12 protein-coding genes are annotated in these 14,621 nt (G+C 64.2%); 2 read left to right on the forward strand and 10 right to left on the reverse strand.

Features of this window, described 5'->3' with window-relative positions:
- Positions 1 to 216 precede the first annotated feature (216 nt).
- From VA602_RS14910 to pilM, 7 genes are all read right to left on the reverse strand, one after another.
- A complete protein-coding gene (locus VA602_RS14910; protein WP_323453597.1) occupies positions 217 to 1,815 on the reverse strand; it encodes an AAA family ATPase in 1,599 nt (532 codons plus the stop codon).
- Between the two features lie 15 nt (positions 1,816 to 1,830).
- The gene (aroB, locus tag VA602_RS14915; protein WP_054891191.1) at positions 1,831 to 2,928 is read right to left on the reverse strand and encodes a 3-dehydroquinate synthase; all 1,098 of its coding nucleotides are present in this window, start codon (positions 2,926 to 2,928) and stop codon (positions 1,831 to 1,833) included.
- 97 nt (positions 2,929 to 3,025) lie between these two features.
- Positions 3,026 to 3,544: a shikimate kinase AroK gene (gene aroK, locus VA602_RS14920; RefSeq protein WP_063541601.1), complete on the reverse strand. Its 519-nt coding sequence runs from the start codon at positions 3,542 to 3,544 to the stop codon at positions 3,026 to 3,028.
- A gap of 4 nt (positions 3,545 to 3,548) precedes the next feature.
- A complete protein-coding gene (locus VA602_RS14925; protein WP_323453602.1) occupies positions 3,549 to 4,787 on the reverse strand; it encodes a type IV pilus secretin PilQ in 1,239 nt (412 codons plus the stop codon).
- The gene (locus VA602_RS14930) at positions 4,741 to 5,751 is read right to left on the reverse strand and encodes a pilus assembly protein PilP (RefSeq protein ID WP_323453598.1); all 1,011 of its coding nucleotides are present in this window, start codon (positions 5,749 to 5,751) and stop codon (positions 4,741 to 4,743) included. Before VA602_RS14930 ends, VA602_RS14925 begins: the two co-directional genes overlap by 47 nt.
- 2 nt (positions 5,752 to 5,753) lie before the next feature.
- Positions 5,754 to 6,287 carry a PilN domain-containing protein gene (locus tag VA602_RS14935; protein ID WP_200602926.1) on the reverse strand — a complete coding sequence of 178 codons (534 nt, stop codon included), beginning with the start codon at positions 6,285 to 6,287 and terminating at the stop codon, positions 5,754 to 5,756.
- Positions 6,284 to 7,168, reverse strand: coding sequence for a type IV pilus biogenesis protein PilM (pilM, locus tag VA602_RS14940; protein WP_323453599.1), 885 nt, complete (start codon positions 7,166 to 7,168; stop codon positions 6,284 to 6,286). The genes VA602_RS14935 and pilM overlap by 4 nt, the downstream gene beginning before the upstream one ends.
- A 173-nt stretch (positions 7,169 to 7,341) precedes the next feature.
- On the opposite strand from pilM, the gene VA602_RS14945 reads away from it, so the two are divergent.
- The gene (locus VA602_RS14945; protein WP_407682511.1) at positions 7,342 to 9,792 is read left to right on the forward strand and encodes a penicillin-binding protein 1A; all 2,451 of its coding nucleotides are present in this window, start codon (positions 7,342 to 7,344) and stop codon (positions 9,790 to 9,792) included.
- A gap of 129 nt (positions 9,793 to 9,921) precedes the next feature.
- Here VA602_RS14945 and VA602_RS14950 read toward each other — a convergent pair whose 3' ends face one another.
- The 3 genes from VA602_RS14950 to rpmE all read right to left on the reverse strand — a co-directional run bounded on the left by VA602_RS14950 (position 9,922) and on the right by rpmE (position 12,411).
- A complete protein-coding gene (locus tag VA602_RS14950; RefSeq protein ID WP_054891184.1) occupies positions 9,922 to 11,190 on the reverse strand; it encodes a malic enzyme-like NAD(P)-binding protein in 1,269 nt (422 codons plus the stop codon).
- 175 nt (positions 11,191 to 11,365) lie between these two features.
- Positions 11,366 to 12,193: a thermonuclease family protein gene (locus VA602_RS14955; protein ID WP_153773283.1), complete on the reverse strand. Its 828-nt coding sequence runs from the start codon at positions 12,191 to 12,193 to the stop codon at positions 11,366 to 11,368.
- A 2-nt stretch (positions 12,194 to 12,195) separates the two neighbouring features.
- Entirely contained in the window at positions 12,196 to 12,411 is a 216-nt protein-coding gene (rpmE, locus tag VA602_RS14960) for a 50S ribosomal protein L31 (RefSeq protein ID WP_054891182.1), read from the reverse strand.
- 167 nt (positions 12,412 to 12,578) lie between these two features.
- On the opposite strand from rpmE, the gene VA602_RS14965 reads away from it, so the two are divergent.
- The coding region (locus VA602_RS14965) for a primosomal protein N' (protein ID WP_323453601.1) at positions 12,579 to 14,621 on the forward strand (2,043 nt) is incomplete at its 3' end.

A 14,621-nucleotide genomic window follows, 5' to 3' on the forward strand; every position in this document is an offset into this window, starting at 1 on the left:
CGTTGAAAGTTTATGTCGCATTTTTGAATGTTTTTGCGTCATGCGCCGTGGTAGCGGCTTGAGCCGAGTCTGAAGCGTTTCAGCCGTGACTGCAACAGAAGGCTTGTGGCCGGCAGTCTGGGACAGAAAAGCCTGCCGCGCATCAGCACAGCAGGCTTTGTCGAGTCCGGGATTCGCTCAGCAACTGGGCGGCGGGGGTGGTGCCGCCCGGAAGGATCAGCGGGCCGTGGCCAGCTCTTGTTGAACGCTGCCGACGGTACGAGGCCAAGGTTTACCAGCCTGGACCTTCGCTGGCAAGTTCTTGATTGCCGCAGCTGCGGCATCGCGGCTGCTGAAGTTGCCGTAGGTTACTACATACAGCGGCTTGCCCTGCAGGGTTTTCTTGAAGTAGCGATAGTCGCCACCCTGCTCCCTGACGAACGACTGGGCAGCGGATTCATTGCTGGTACCGAACACCTGAACCACATAGTTGCCCGGCTTCTGGCCGCTGTACCAGCCACTGTTGCCTGCGCCACCGGCGGCGGGTTTTTCGGCAGGCTTGGCAGCGGGCTTGGCGGTCGCCACCTGGGTCGGGGCCGGCGCTGGCTTGGCGGCAGGCGCAACCGGCTTGACCGGCTGGGTTGCGACAGGCTTTTGCACAGGCGCAACCGGCTGGGCCGGAGCGGGTGCAGGACCGGCGGCGACACCTTGGGGCGGCGCAGTCGTGGTGACGGTGGGAGGAACGGCAGCAGAGGGCGCTGAAGGCTGCAGTGAAGTATCACCGGCAGGGCCCGCCTCGTCGCCATCTCCCATGCCTGCAGCCTGGGCCAGCGGCTCACGCATGACCGGCTGCGACTGTCCTACCAGCGGCAGTGGCATGGGCTGCGAAGAACCGGAGAATTCGACGGTCGGTCCGCCATTGCCCGACTGTCCCAGTGGCAACTGGGCCTGGGCCGCAGGTGCTTCGGTCGGCGCCTTGTCTCCTTTCTTGGGCATCAGGACCGCGGCCGCGACAGCAACCACAACGACAGCGGACAACGCGAGCACATGTTTCTTAGGCATTTTGAACCCCATGGATGGTCGCTTTTCCGTACTGCGGGTAGCGATCATGGCTTCGATCAAGGTATCGCGGGCAACCTGGTTGATGTTTCCTGGCCAGCCGTCGGAGTTTTCGTGGATATCGGCGATCTGCTCGGCGCTGAATACTTCAAGGCCCCGGCCAGCACCTTCCAGGCGCTGCTCCAGATACTCACGAGTCTCTTCTTCGCTGTAGGGGGCGAGCTCGATGATGTGGAAGCGCTCTTCCTCGACACTGAGTTCGTCCAGCCCGGCAATCAGCGAAGGTTCACCGAACAGGAACACATGCGGGCGCCCTTCCGGAACGCCTGCCGCCAGCTCCAGCAACGCTTGGAGTGCCGACTCGTCGAGTTGTTCCGCATCGTCCACCAGCAGATAGACTTCCTGCCCGGTCAACGCCAGCTGGACGACCTGGGAAAGGATTGCCTGCACTTCCGGCTGGGCGACGTTCAACGCCTGGGCTACTTGGCCCAGCACGCTGGCAGCATCGCTTGCGCCGCGCGCGGAAACGACCACGCTCTGCACCGACTGCTTGTTGGTGCTGGCCACCAGGGCCTGGCGCAGCAGGGTCTTGCCGCTGCCAAGCGGGCCGGTTACCACCAGCATCAGGTGGCTGTAACGCGCCAGGTGATGCAGTTGGCCCAGCACCGGCTTGCGCTGGGCAGGGAAGAACTTGAATCCGGGCACCCGAGGTGCGAACGGATCGTGACTCAACTGGTAGTGATCGAGGAACGCCTCATCGGCATGCAAACTGGTCATTGCGCTGTCACAACCTCAAAGCTGCGCCACGATCGCGCGATAATCCGCTGCAAGCGTGGCCTGAAGAATCTCTTTCGGATAGTCGTCGGTGATCACGGCCTCGCCCATCTGGCGCAACAGCACCAGGCGCAGGCGTCCGTCGAGCACCTTCTTGTCGACCGCCATATGTTCCATGAAATGCGCCGGGGTCATTTCCTGTGGAGGCACCACCGGCAAGCCTGCATCCTGCAGCAGGCGAATTCCGCGATCACGCGCCGACTGGTCGATCCAGCCCAGACGCATGGACATCTCCAGGGCCATGACGGTCCCGGCAGCGACGGCCTCGCCATGCAACCATACCCCGTAACCCATGTGGGTTTCGATGGCATGACCGAAGGTGTGGCCGAGGTTCAGGGTGGCGCGCACGCCAGACTCGCGCTCGTCGGCACCGACCACGGCCGCCTTCGCCGCGCAGGAGCGGCGGATGGCTTCGGTCAGGGCCACGGAATCGAGCCCGCGCAGGGCTGCCATGTTGTCTTCCAGCCAGCCGAGGAATGGCTCGTCGCAGATCAGGCCGTACTTGATCACTTCGGCGAGGCCCGCCGACAACTCGCGGGCTGGCAGGGTGCGCAGGCTGGTGGTGTCGATCAGCACCGCGTTGGGCTGATAGAAGGCACCGACCATGTTCTTGCCCAGCGGGTGATTGATGCCGGTCTTGCCACCAACGGACGAATCCACCTGGGACAGCAGCGTGGTCGGCACCTGGATGAAGTCGACGCCGCGCTGGTAGCAGGCCGCGGCAAAGCCGGCCATGTCGCCGATCACCCCGCCGCCCAGCGCGACCACAGTGGTGCGCCGATCATGGCGGGCCGTGAGCAGGGCATCGAAAATCAGCTGGAGGGTTTCCCAGTTCTTGTGGGCTTCGCCGTCAGGCAGCACCACCGGCAGCACCGACCAGGCGCCGAGTGTCTTGCTCAACCGCTCGAGATACAGGGGCGCGACGGTTTCGTTGGAGACGATGGCGACCTGCCGCCCGGCAATGTGCGGCGCCAGCAGCTCGGGCTGGTCCAGCAGGCCCTCGCCAATGTAGATCGGATAGCTACGTTCGCCCAGATCGACCTTCAATGTCTGCATGTATCCCCACAATATGCTTTGGCGCGGCCTTGCCTGAGCGGCCAGCGCGGTAACGTTCAACGTCGCCCCGGCGTTGGCCGCCGAGGATAGTCCCGGCTCAGCGGGGCGGCAACTGCTGCAAACGCTCGAGAATATCGAGCACTACCATGCGCGGCGGCCGTTCGTCGGTTTCCACCACGAGGTCGGCGATTTCGCGATAGAGCGGGTCGCGCGTTTCCAGCAACGCACGCAGCGTGGCTTCCGGGTTGGCGGTCCGCAGCAGTGGACGGTTGCGATCACGTGCAGTACGGCCGACCTGCTGTTCCACCGAGGCATGCAGGTAGATGACACGCCCGCCCCTGTGCAACGCCTGGCGATTGGCCTCGCGCATCACTGCGCCGCCACCTGTTGCGACAACCACGCCGTCGAGCTCGCAGAGTTCGGCAATCATCGCCTGCTCACGATCACGGAAGCCCGGCTCGCCTTCCTTGTCGAAGATCCACGGGATGTTGGCGCCGGTTCGCAGCTCGATTTCCTTGTCGGAATCCTTGAACAGCAGGCGCAGCTCTTTGGCCAAAAGGCGCCCGATGGTGCTCTTACCGGCGCCCATGGGCCCTACAAGTATCAAATTTCGCACAGAATCAACGACTCACAGCAATCGCCCGGTCATTCATGATACGCGGAGTCAGGAAGACCAGCAGCTCAGATTTTTTCTCTTGTAATACATCGCGTCGAAACAGCCGTCCAACATACGGCAGATCGCCAAGAAATGGCACCTTGTCCACTCCATTGTTATGCGACGTCGAGTACACGCCACCAATCACAATCGTCTCGCCATCGGCCACGCGCACCTTGGCATTGACCTCGTTCTTGCGGATCGGTGGCACGTCGTTGAGGGCATTGACGTAGTCTGGCTCGTCCTTGGTCACCCGCACCGCCATGATGACCTTGCCATCCGGGGTGATCTGCGGCGTGACCTCCAGTGACAGCGATGCCTCGCGGAAAGCCACCGAGGTGGCGCCGCTCTTGCTCGACTGCTGGTACGGCACTTCGGTGCCCTTGAGAATACGCGCGGTTTCCTTGTCGGCAGTGACCACCTTGGGCTGGGAGATGACCTCGCCATTGCCGCTTTTCTCCATGGCACTGAGCTCCAGATCAAGCAGCACATCGCCGCGCACCACCCCTACGCCCACGCCTGAGGTCGCCCCCTGCGCGCCAAGATCGACAAACAGCTCACTGCCTGACCGCGCTGGCATACCGCCCAGCTTTGCACCCCAGCGAATGCCGAGCACATTCTCGTAATCGACGTTGGCCTCGACGATCCGGGCCTCGATCATCACCTGGCGCACCGGCACATCCAGATCCGCAACCAGTTGCCGCAACTCAGCCAGGCGCGCGGCAGACTGGGTGGCGATCAGGGTGTTGGTCCGCGAATCCACGCTCAAACTGCCGCGCCCTGCCGCAGGTTCGTCATCCGCGAGGCTCTCCAACAATAGTTTCGCCAGGTCGGACGCATCGGCATGATGAATCGGCAGCAACTCCCGATGCAGCGGCTGCAACTGCGCCTCGAGCGCCTGGTCGATGCGCGCCTCGCGCGACTGCTCGGCGAGCTCTGCGGCGGGGGCCACCAACAGCACATTGCCCTCCTCACGCTTGGCCAGCCCGCGGCTGCGCAACACCAGCTCCAATGCCTGATCCCAGGGCACTTCGTGCAGCCGCAGGGTGATATTGCCCTGAACCGTGTCACTGGCCACCAGGTTGATGCCGGTATAATCGGCGAGCACCTGCAGCACTGCACGAACCTCGACGTCCTGGAAATTCAGCGAAAGCGGCTCACCTTTGTACAGGGGCTCCGTCATTGCCCGTAGCGTCAGCAGCATCGCCACGACGCCGATCAGCAGTCTTTTCACGTTCGCTCCTTGCGCCTGCGGGCCGGCTCAACGTCAGGTAGCTTGAGCGCTCTTGCCACTCGCCACCGTTGAACAGCCGCTCCCTGATCTCGACCTGATCCTGGTCGACCTTTATGACTTCACCCTCTTCACGCCCCAGGCGCTCCCCCTTGGCAACCCGGTAAACACGCCCGGCCCAGCGCACCAGCGCCTGGGATTGCCCCGCGCGGGACAGGCTGCCCACCATCTCCAACTGCTCCAGCGGCACCCCCGCCAACCCCTCCGTATGCCGACGCGACGACCAGGCTGCAAATGGGTCCAGCGCGGGCGTCCGACCGATGGGCCGAGCGGGCTCATCGGCCAGCGAAGCCGGCATTGGCAGTGCCTCGCCGGCATGAAATGCCTGCACCCACACATGAAGCTGCAGCAACCCCGGCCGTTCTGTTGCAGGCTCCAACTGCAAACGGGTCACCCGCAGCAGGCGCAACTGGCCCAGCCACTCGTCCAGCCAGGGTCGCAGGGCGGCATAGCGCCCACTCACCTGCATCTGCAAGGACACCTGGCGGTAACCCGGCCCCTCGACTTCTTCCTCCACGTCGAGGCGCTCGAAGACCAGGCCGTAGGTGCGCCCCGACACGGCCAACTGGTCGAGCAGATCGCTCATGCCCTCGCCGCCCGACAATCGCCAACGCGCATCCCGCAGCCGCTTCGCCTCGCTCGCCAGCGCCACCTCGGCGTCATCCAGCGCCAGCACCTGTTGCTCCCGCGCCTGCAACAGCTTCCGCTGCTCGACTTCGCTCGCCACGCCTTGTCGGTAGGCTGCGCGCACCTCCTGCAGACGGAACTGATAGCCGCAGGCAAGCACCAGCGACACACCAATGACTACAACCGCGCCCCTGTACATACGCGAGCGCCCCGCCATCTCGTGCCAGACGAGCATCTCAGCGATACGCATGTTCAGGAGGCCACCACCCGGGCCACGAGTGAGAACGCATCGCCACCGGCCCGCGCCAAGACGTGCTTGAGTTCAAGGTCCAGGAGTATCGGCGAGCGCTGCAGGTCGCGCATGAACTGGGCCAGCACCGCAGGAGAAACCGCTAGGCCATTGATCTGCAGCCGGTCGTCCTGCACGTCCAGGCGGGTCAGTTGCATCCCATGCGGAATCGCCAGTTCGATCTCGATCAACAACTGCGGTACTCCTTGCTGCGAGGAGCGCAGCGCACCGAGCGCATCGACCTGCCTACCCAGGCCCGCGCGCGCCTCACGCAGTTGCTCGAGGCGTGCTACTTGCCCATCCAGCAACCGGAGCTGTTGCTGACGCTGCAAACCGGCAGCGGCTTGCTGCTTCAGGCGCAGATGGGCGAACCGATCAACCAGCATGACCACGACAAACGCTGCGAACAGACTGCCCAGAAACACCAGTCTGAAGTTGCGCAGCTCCACCAGACGCTGGCGCTCACGCCATGGCAGCAGGTTCAGGCGCAGGCTCATTGCGTACCTCCCAGGGCGAGGCCGAGGGGCAGGACCATGGCGCCGCAGCGGTCTGGCAGCGAAGCCGCATGGACCCGCTGCGGACAAACCCGCTCACAGGGGAATCCGAAATGCCGCGCCAACGACCGCACGCAAGCGTCCGTCGCCGCCCCGCCGCCGACCATCAACCCTGCGCTCAGCTCGAACGGAGGATCCCCCTCCAGCAAGCTCTCGAGATGCGCCAGAAACTCGGCCGAACCCACGCCAGGCTCGATCCTCTGCGCCTTTCGCCAAGGCAGGGGTCCATCGGGCCAGCCATGCAGGGTCAGGCTGTCGGCTTCGACCTGCAGCAGCGGCCGGCAGCTGTCGGTGGCCTGCAAGCGACGCAGCGCCAGACTGTCCACCTCGACGACAACCACCTCCAGGCCTGCCGCCTCGAACGGCTGCAACAGCGGCGCCAGAACGCTCTGGCGAGCGGCCCCGACCAGCACATCGAGCATGTGGGGTGCCTGCTGGGAGATGCCCAGCACCTGAAAGTCCAGGGCCAGATCGTCAATCGGGAAAGGGAAAAGGCGCTCGGCATCGGCAAGCAGATGCGCTTCTCGTTCAGGCTCCGCCAGTGCGGCGGGCAACTGGCCCACCTTGCAGATCACCTGCGAGCCCGGCACCGCCAACGCAACCCGTCGAGACCGGCTGCCACAACGGCGCCACGCCTGACGCAGGGCCATGGCCTGCACTTCGGTATCGCCACCACCCCGCAAAGCCCCCCGGATTGGCTCGACCACCCAGGCAGCCACCTCATGGCGCCCTCGTCGCCGCTGCAACTCAAGAATCCTCACGGAATCGGAGGCAATTTCCACCCCCAATACTGAACCGGCATCCCTGCCAAAGCGTCCAAGCATCGCTGCTCCTTATCATGACCGTGGCAAACCCTTGCCATCCGGGGCGATTGCGCCCATTGCCCCGACCGACCGATGACCCGGCGGGGCGAAAATGCTTATAATGCCCAGCGTTTTTTCCCGTCCGCCGGGCCTGCGTGCACTCCACTTCTCAACCTGGACACCCAAAAGCCTTGATACGTCTGCTGAAGTTCTTCTGGTGGTCTTTCGTCGCCGTCATCTGCGCGCTCGTGCTCGGTCTGAGTGGTGCGTTTCTGTATCTTAGTCCCAGCCTGCCTTCGGTCGACTCGCTCAGAAGCATCCAGTTGCAGATCCCCCTGAGGGTGTACAGCAGCGACGGCAAACTGATTGCCGAGTTTGGCGAAATGCGCCGCTCGCCAATCCGTTTTGCGGAAATTCCCCCACAGTTCATCCAGGCGCTTCTGTCAGCCGAAGACGACAATTTCCTCAATCACTACGGGGTCGACCCGAGCAGCCTGATGCGCGCTGCGACCCAACTTGTGAAGTCTGGTCATATCCAGACCGGCGGCAGCACCATCACCATGCAGGTGGCGAAGAACTTCTTCCTCACCAGCGAGCGCAGCTTCTCGCGCAAGACCAACGAGATCCTCCTGGCGCTGCAGATCGAACGTGAGCTGACCAAGGACGAGATCCTCGAGCTGTACGTCAACAAGATCTACCTGGGCAACCGCGCCTACGGCATCGATGCCGCCGCGCAGGTGTACTACGGCAAGTCGATCCGTGATGTCAGCCTGGCGCAGATGGCGATGATCGCCGGCCTGCCCAAAGCCCCTTCGCGCTTCAATCCGCTGGCCAACCCGGTGCGTGCCAAGGAGCGCCGCGACTGGATCCTCGGCCGCATGTACAAGCTCGGCAAGATCGATGAGGCAAGCTACCAGGCCGCCCTCGCCGAGCCGCTGAACGCCAGCTATCACGTACCGACACCTGAGGTGAATGCACCGTTCGTCGCCGAAATGGCGCGCGCCGAGATGGTCGGACGCTACGGCAGCGATGCCTATACCGAAGGTTTCCGGGTCACCACGACCGTGCCCAGCGACACGCAGGAGATCGCGAACAAGGCAGTTCTCAACGGCCTCTCCCAATACGACGAGCGCCATGGCTACCGCGGCCCCGAAGCGCGCTTCCCGGGCAAGACCCGCAACGCCTGGCAGCAGGAACTGGGCAAGCAACGCACCCTCGGCGGCCTGGAACCGGCCATCGTCACCCAGGTGGACAAGACCGGCCTGAAAGTCATGACGCGCGGCGGCCAGGACGAAGACGTCGCCTGGGACACCATGAAGTGGGCCCGTCCATTCATCAACAGCAATGCCCAGGGGCGCGCGCCTCAGTCGCCGGCCGATGTCGCGCAGATCGGCGACCTGGTGCGCCTGCAACGCCTGGACGACGGCAAGCTCAAGTTCAGCCAGGTGCCGGGCGCCCAGAGCGCACTGGTCACGCTTGACCCGAACAGCGGTGCAATCCGCGCCCTGGTCGGTGGCTTCTCGTTCGAGCAGAGCAACTACAACCGCGCCATGCAGGCCAAACGCCAGCCAGGCTCCAGCTTCAAGCCCTTCGTCTATAGCGCCGCACTGGACAACGGCTACACCGCCGCCAGCCTGGTCAACGACGCACCGATCGTGTTCGTCGACGAATACCTCGACAAGGTCTGGCGTCCGAAAAACGACACCAACACCTTCCTCGGTCCGATCCGCATGCGCGAGGCGCTGTACAAGTCGCGCAACCTGGTCTCGATCCGCCTGCTCCAGGCGATGGGGGTCGACCGCACCATCGACTACATTGCCAAGTTCGGCTTCAACAAGCAGGACCTGCCGCGCAACCTGTCGCTGGCACTGGGTACCGCAACGCTCACCCCGATGGAAATCGCCACCGGCTGGAGCACCTTTGCCAACGGCGGGTACAAGATCAACCCCTACCTGATCGAGCGCGTCGAAAGCCGCAACGGCGAAACACTGTTCACTGCCAACCCGGCGCGCGTTCCCCAGGGCAATCAGGACCAGGCCGGAATCGCCGCGCCCGAAGAGCCGATCACCACGCTCCCACAACCGGGCACCGCACCTTCGGCACTGGGCCAGATCGCCCCGCCGCCGCAAACGCCGGCCATTGCCGAGCGCATCGTCGATGGCCGTACCACCTACATCCTGACCAGCATGCTGCAGGATGTGATCAAGCGTGGCACTGGCCGTCGCGCCCTGGCCCTGGGCCGCAGCGACATCGCGGGCAAGACCGGTACCACCAACGAATCCAAGGATGCCTGGTTCTCCGGCTACAACGCCGACTACGTGACCACGGTCTGGGTCGGTTTCGACCAGCCTGAAACACTTGGTCGCCGAGAATATGGCGGCACCGTTGCACTGCCGATCTGGATGGACTTCATGGGCCCGGCACTCAAGGGCAAGCCTGAACACGCACCGGCAGAGCCGGAGGGTATCCTCAGCCTGCGCGTGGATCCGGTCAGCGGTCGCGCGGCGACACCAAGCACGCCGAACGCCTACTTCGAGCTGTTCAAGGCCGAGGATTCACCACCATCGGTAGACGAGCTGGGCAACGGCTCAGCACCAGGCAGCCCGCTGCCGGCCGATGAGGCGGCGCCGATGGATCTGTTCTGAGTAGCGATCTGAACCTGTAGCAGCGGCCTTGTGTCGCTTCTACAGGTGGAGCGGTCATCTGTAGAGCAACGGCCAACAAAAAGCCCCGACTCTTGCGAGCCGGGGCTTTTTCATGTCGCTACAACGGGATCAGCCGTTGAACACGTCATCCACGCTCTTGAGCGGGTAGTGCTTCGGATACGGCAGGGTCGCCACACCGGATTCGATGGCGGCCTTGGCCACGGCATCGGAAACGACGGTGATCAGGCGAGCGTCCAGCGGCTTCGGAATGATGTACTCACGGCCGAACTCCAGACCTTCAACACCGTAGGCCTCGCACACTTCCTTCGGAACCGGCAGCTTGGCCAGGTCTTTCAGGGCGATAGCGGCGGCAATCTTCATCTCTTCGTTGATGCGCTTGGCGCGAACGTCCAGGGCACCACGGAAGATGAAGGGGAAGCCCAGAACGTTGTTGACCTGGTTCGGGTAGTCGGAACGACCGGTGGCCATGATCACATCGCTGCGGGTGGCGTGGGCCAGCTCTGGAGCGATTTCCGGATCCGGGTTCGAGCAGGCGAACACGATCGGGTTGGCAGCCATCGACTTCAGGCCTTCCGGGCTCAGCAGGTTCGGGCCGGACAGGCCAACGAACACGTCAGCGCCTTCCAGCGCGTCAGCCAGGGTGCGCTTGTCGGTGGCGTGAGCGAACTGCGCCTTGTACTGGTTCAGGTCGTCGCGGCCAGCGTGGATGACGCCGCTGCGGTCGATCATATAGATGTTCTCGACCTTGGCGCCCATGCTGACCAACAGCTTCATGCAGGAGATGGCGGCAGCGCCGGCACCCAGGCAGACGATCTTGGCGTCTTCGAGCTTCTTGCCTGCGATTTCCAGGGCGTTGATCATGCCGGCGGCCGTCACGATGGCGGTGCCGTGCTGGTCATCGTGGAAGACCGGGATGTCGCACTGCTCGATCAGGGTACGCTCGATCTCGAAGCACTCAGGTGCCTTGATGTCTTCGAGGTTGATGCCACCGAAGGTGATGGAAATGCGGCGAACGGTGTCGATGAAGGCCTGCGGGCTTTCCGACTCGACTTCGATGTCGAACACGTCGATACCGGCGAAACGCTTGAACAGAACACCCTTGCCTTCCATGACTGGCTTGGAAGCCAGCGGGCCGAGGTCACCCAGGCCGAGGATGGCGGTACCGTCGGAGATCACAGCGACCAGGTTACCCTTGCCGGTGTATTTGTAGGCCAGCTCTGGATCACGGCCAATTTCGCGTACCGGCTCGGCGACGCCTGGGCTGTAGGCCAGGGCAAGGTCACGGGCGGTGGCGGTTGGCTTGGAGAGTTCGACGCTCAGTTTCCCCGGGCGAGGTTGAGCGTGATATTCGAGAGCGGCGGTTTTCAAGTCTGACATGGTGGGCATTCCGCTTGTTTACTGTTCTGACGGACCGCCGAGGATACGCAAAGAGCCGGGAGGCGACAAGACTGCCCGGTCACATGTGTCAAGGCCCTTGGCCTACGACTTTACGCTACAACCCGCGGGGCTTACGGCCTTGAGTGTGTACAATCCAAACCAATAATGTCTACAACTATTTTTTCACCGAAACCTGCTCCAACATGCTCGGATCGCTCAGCGGCAACAGCCAGCGTCGCTGCCCAGGCTTGAGCCCGCCCTTGCGGGAACGGTCCAGCACCCAGCCGCGCGCCTCGACCTGACGCCCCTTGAGATTATCGAAGAAACCGTCGGGGAAGGCGCGTTGCAGACGAGCGGGAACCTGCAGCACCACAGCCTCGTCAAGCTCCAGCCAGACGCCTCCTCGATTGCGATCGATCGCGCTCACCCTGCCGCCGATCACAGCGAACCCGGATTGCCTCAGGCGCCCCGCTGCGATGACCGGCGACTGCCGCCAGAGCCCGAGCCTACCTGTGCGTGCGGCCTGTTCGGCCTGTTGCTGGCAACCAACCAGACGCACGTTGGGTGCCACCGCAACGCGATAGGCCAAGCCTTCACTGAGCAACCGTGCCTCAAGATTGTCGCCATTGCGGCCATAGATGTGCGCCAAGGTGCGCCCGTACTTGTCCCTGGGCTCCACACCCGGCACCAGCCCCACCCGGCCATCACTGGCCTGCACCAGTGCCTCCAGCCGCCGCCTGGCCGCCTCGGCATAGGGCTCGCTGGTGCGACCTTTGCGCCCGATCTCGGGCGCATTGATACCAATCAGCCGCACGCTGCGGCCATCCCCCAGACGCACGGTATCGCCATCGACGACCTGACGCACCGTCACTGGCTGCACGGCCTCGGGCACCGGGCAGAAGGCCTGCGCGGGAACATGCCAGATTGCGCCCACAAAAAAGGCGCCCACGAGGGGCGCCTTCTTTTGCAGCAATGCGAAACCCGAAGGGCTCGCCGTGCGCATGATTACTTCTTGGTACCGAACATACCGAAGCGATCGGCGAACTTCTGTACGCGACCACCGGTGTCCAGGACTTTCTGCTTACCGGTGTAGAACGGGTGGCAGAGGTTGCAAACGTCGATCGCCAGGGTGTTGCCCAGGGTCGAACGGGTTTCGAATTTGTTGCCGCAGCTGCAGGTGACAGCAACTGCTTCGTAGTTCGGATGAATATCGGCTTTCATGGTCACTTCCTCGAGCTGCGTGCCGCCACCCAACACCAATTGTTGAATACCGCACGTAATTAGGCGGCGAATAATACCAGACCGTCAGGCCAGCGCAAGTTGTCGCTTGCACCGGCCGTCGTCTGCTAGGCTCGTGCGATTCCCGACCAGCTACGAAGACCTGCCGCGTGTCCGACGTCATCCTGCGCCTTGCCCTGCCCTCGCCCCTGCGTCGCTTGTTCGACTACCGGGCCCCGGCCGCCATGGCACGCCAGCAACTGACACCCGGCATGCGCATCCGCGTACCGTTCGGCCGTCGCGAGATGATCGGCGTGCTGGTGGAGGTCTGCGAGCAGAGCGAAGTCCCCGCCGACAAGCTCAAGCCAGCGAGCATGCTGCTCGACCCGGTCTCGCCGCTGCCTCCGGCACTGTTCAAGCTGTGCCTGTGGACCGCCCACTACTATCAGCACAGCCTGGGCGACACCCTGAGCTGGGCACTGCCGGTGTTGCTGCGTCAGGGCGAAGCAGCCGAAGTGCGCCAGGAGCGTTTCTGGCATGCGACCCCCGGCGCGCGCCTGGACGACCCACGTATCGCCCGGGCACCGCGCCAGAAAGAGGCCTTGCAGACCCTCGCCCAGCACCCTCATGGCGTAGCCCACAGCGTGCTGGCCAAACTCGGGCTGAACAAAGATAGCCTCGACCTGCTGCTGGCCAAGGAACTGGTGCAGGTCGAGGTGCGCCGGCACCTGCCGGCGCCACGCCATGACCGCTGGCTGGCCCAGCCGGAACTGCCGCTCAACGAGGAGCAGAGCGCTGCCTTCCAGGCCGTGCGCGCAGGCTTCGGCAGCTTCCACGCCTTCCTACTGGCCGGTGTCACCGGCAGCGGCAAGACCGAGGTCTACCTGCAGCTGATTCGCGAAACCCTGGAGGCCGGGAAGCAGGCACTGATCCTGATCCCCGAGATCAACCTCGGCCCGCAGACCCTGGCGCGCTTCGAGCAGCGCTTCAATGCCCGCATCGCCCTGCTGCACTCGGCCGTCAACGACCGCGAGCGTCTGGATGCCTGGCTCGCTGCCCGCGATGGCGAGGCCGACATCATCATCGGCACACGTTCGGCACTGTTCACGCCCATGAAGAACCCGGGCCTGATCATCATCGACGAAGAGCACGACGGCTCCTACAAACAACAGGAAGGGCTGCGCTATCACGCCCGCGACCTGGCCGTGGTCCGCGCGCACCAGGAGAACATCCCGATCCTGCTGGGCTCGGCGACACCCTCGCTGGAAAGCCTGCACAACGCCCACAGCGGGCGCTACGGCCTGCTGCGCATGAACCAGCGCGCCGGCGGCGCCCGCCCGCCGCGCTTCATGCGCCTGGATGTGCGCAGCCTGCCGCTGGACAGCGGCATCAGTGGCCCACTGCAGCAGGCGATCGGCCAGACCCTGGCAGCCGGTCAGCAAGTGCTGGTGTTCCTCAACCGCCGCGGCTTCGCCCCGACGCTGCTGTGTCACGACTGCGGCTGGCTTTCGGAATGTCCACGCTGCGATGCACGCATGACCGTGCATCAGCGCTCCGGCGTGTTGCGCTGTCACCACTGTGGTTACGACGAACGCCTGCCCCTGCAATGCCCGCAGTGCGCCCACGTCGACCTGCGCCCGGTCGGCGCCGGAACCGAGCGCGCCGAAGAGCGCCTGAAGACCCTGTTCCCCGATTACCCCGTCCTGCGCGTGGACCGCGACAGCACGTCGCGCAAGGACGCCATGCACCACCTGTTCACCACCATCCAGCGCGGCCAGCCGAGCATTCTGGTCGGCACCCAGATGCTGGCCAAGGGGCATCACTTCCCGCGGGTAACCCTCGTGGCCATCCTCGATGCCGATGGCGGACTGTTCTCGGGTGATTTCCGCGCCAGCGAGCGAATGGCGCAGTTGATCGTCCAGGTCGCAGGCCGCGCCGGGCGGGCCGAGGAGCCTGGCAAGGTGATCGTGCAGACCCACCTGGCCGAGCATCCACTGCTGGTGCAACTGACCGAGCAAGGCTATTTCGCCTTCGCCGAGCAAGCCCTGAGCGAGCGGCGCGCCGCCGGCCTGCCGCCCTTCTCGCACCTGGCCCTGCTGCGCGCCGAAGCGCACAAGCCAGGGCAGGCGGAAGCCTTTCTCGACGAGGCCTGCGCCGCCGCCGAGGGTGTGCTGGCAGAGCAGGGCTTGAGCGGCATCGAGCTGCTCGGCCCG

This window comes from Pseudomonas machongensis, from assembly GCF_034961125.1.
GTDB classification, from domain to species: domain Bacteria; phylum Pseudomonadota; class Gammaproteobacteria; order Pseudomonadales; family Pseudomonadaceae; genus Aquipseudomonas; species Aquipseudomonas machongensis.

Bases quoted from the DNA above. Each gene is read 5' to 3' on its own strand.
- VA602_RS14955 (WP_153773283.1), bottom strand. From the start codon at position 12,193: ATGCGCACGGCGAGCCCTTCGGGTTTCGCATTGCTGCAAAAGAAGGCG.
- rpmE (WP_054891182.1), bottom strand. From the start codon at position 12,411: ATGAAAGCCGATATTCATCCGAACTACGAAGCAGTTGCTGTCACCTGC.
- VA602_RS14950 (WP_054891184.1), bottom strand. From the start codon at position 11,190: ATGTCAGACTTGAAAACCGCCGCTCTCGAATATCACGCTCAACCTCGC.
- VA602_RS14910 (WP_323453597.1), bottom strand. From the start codon at position 1,815: ATGACCAGTTTGCATGCCGATGAGGCGTTCCTCGATCACTACCAGTTG.
- VA602_RS14935 (WP_200602926.1), bottom strand. From the start codon at position 6,287: ATGAGCCTGCGCCTGAACCTGCTGCCATGGCGTGAGCGCCAGCGTCTG.
- aroB (WP_054891191.1), bottom strand. From the start codon at position 2,928: ATGCAGACATTGAAGGTCGATCTGGGCGAACGTAGCTATCCGATCTAC.
- VA602_RS14925 (WP_323453602.1), bottom strand. From the start codon at position 4,787: ATGCTGCTGACGCTACGGGCAATGACGGAGCCCCTGTACAAAGGTGAG.
- VA602_RS14930 (WP_323453598.1), bottom strand. From the start codon at position 5,751: ATGCGTATCGCTGAGATGCTCGTCTGGCACGAGATGGCGGGGCGCTCG.
- pilM (WP_323453599.1), bottom strand. From the start codon at position 7,168: ATGCTTGGACGCTTTGGCAGGGATGCCGGTTCAGTATTGGGGGTGGAA.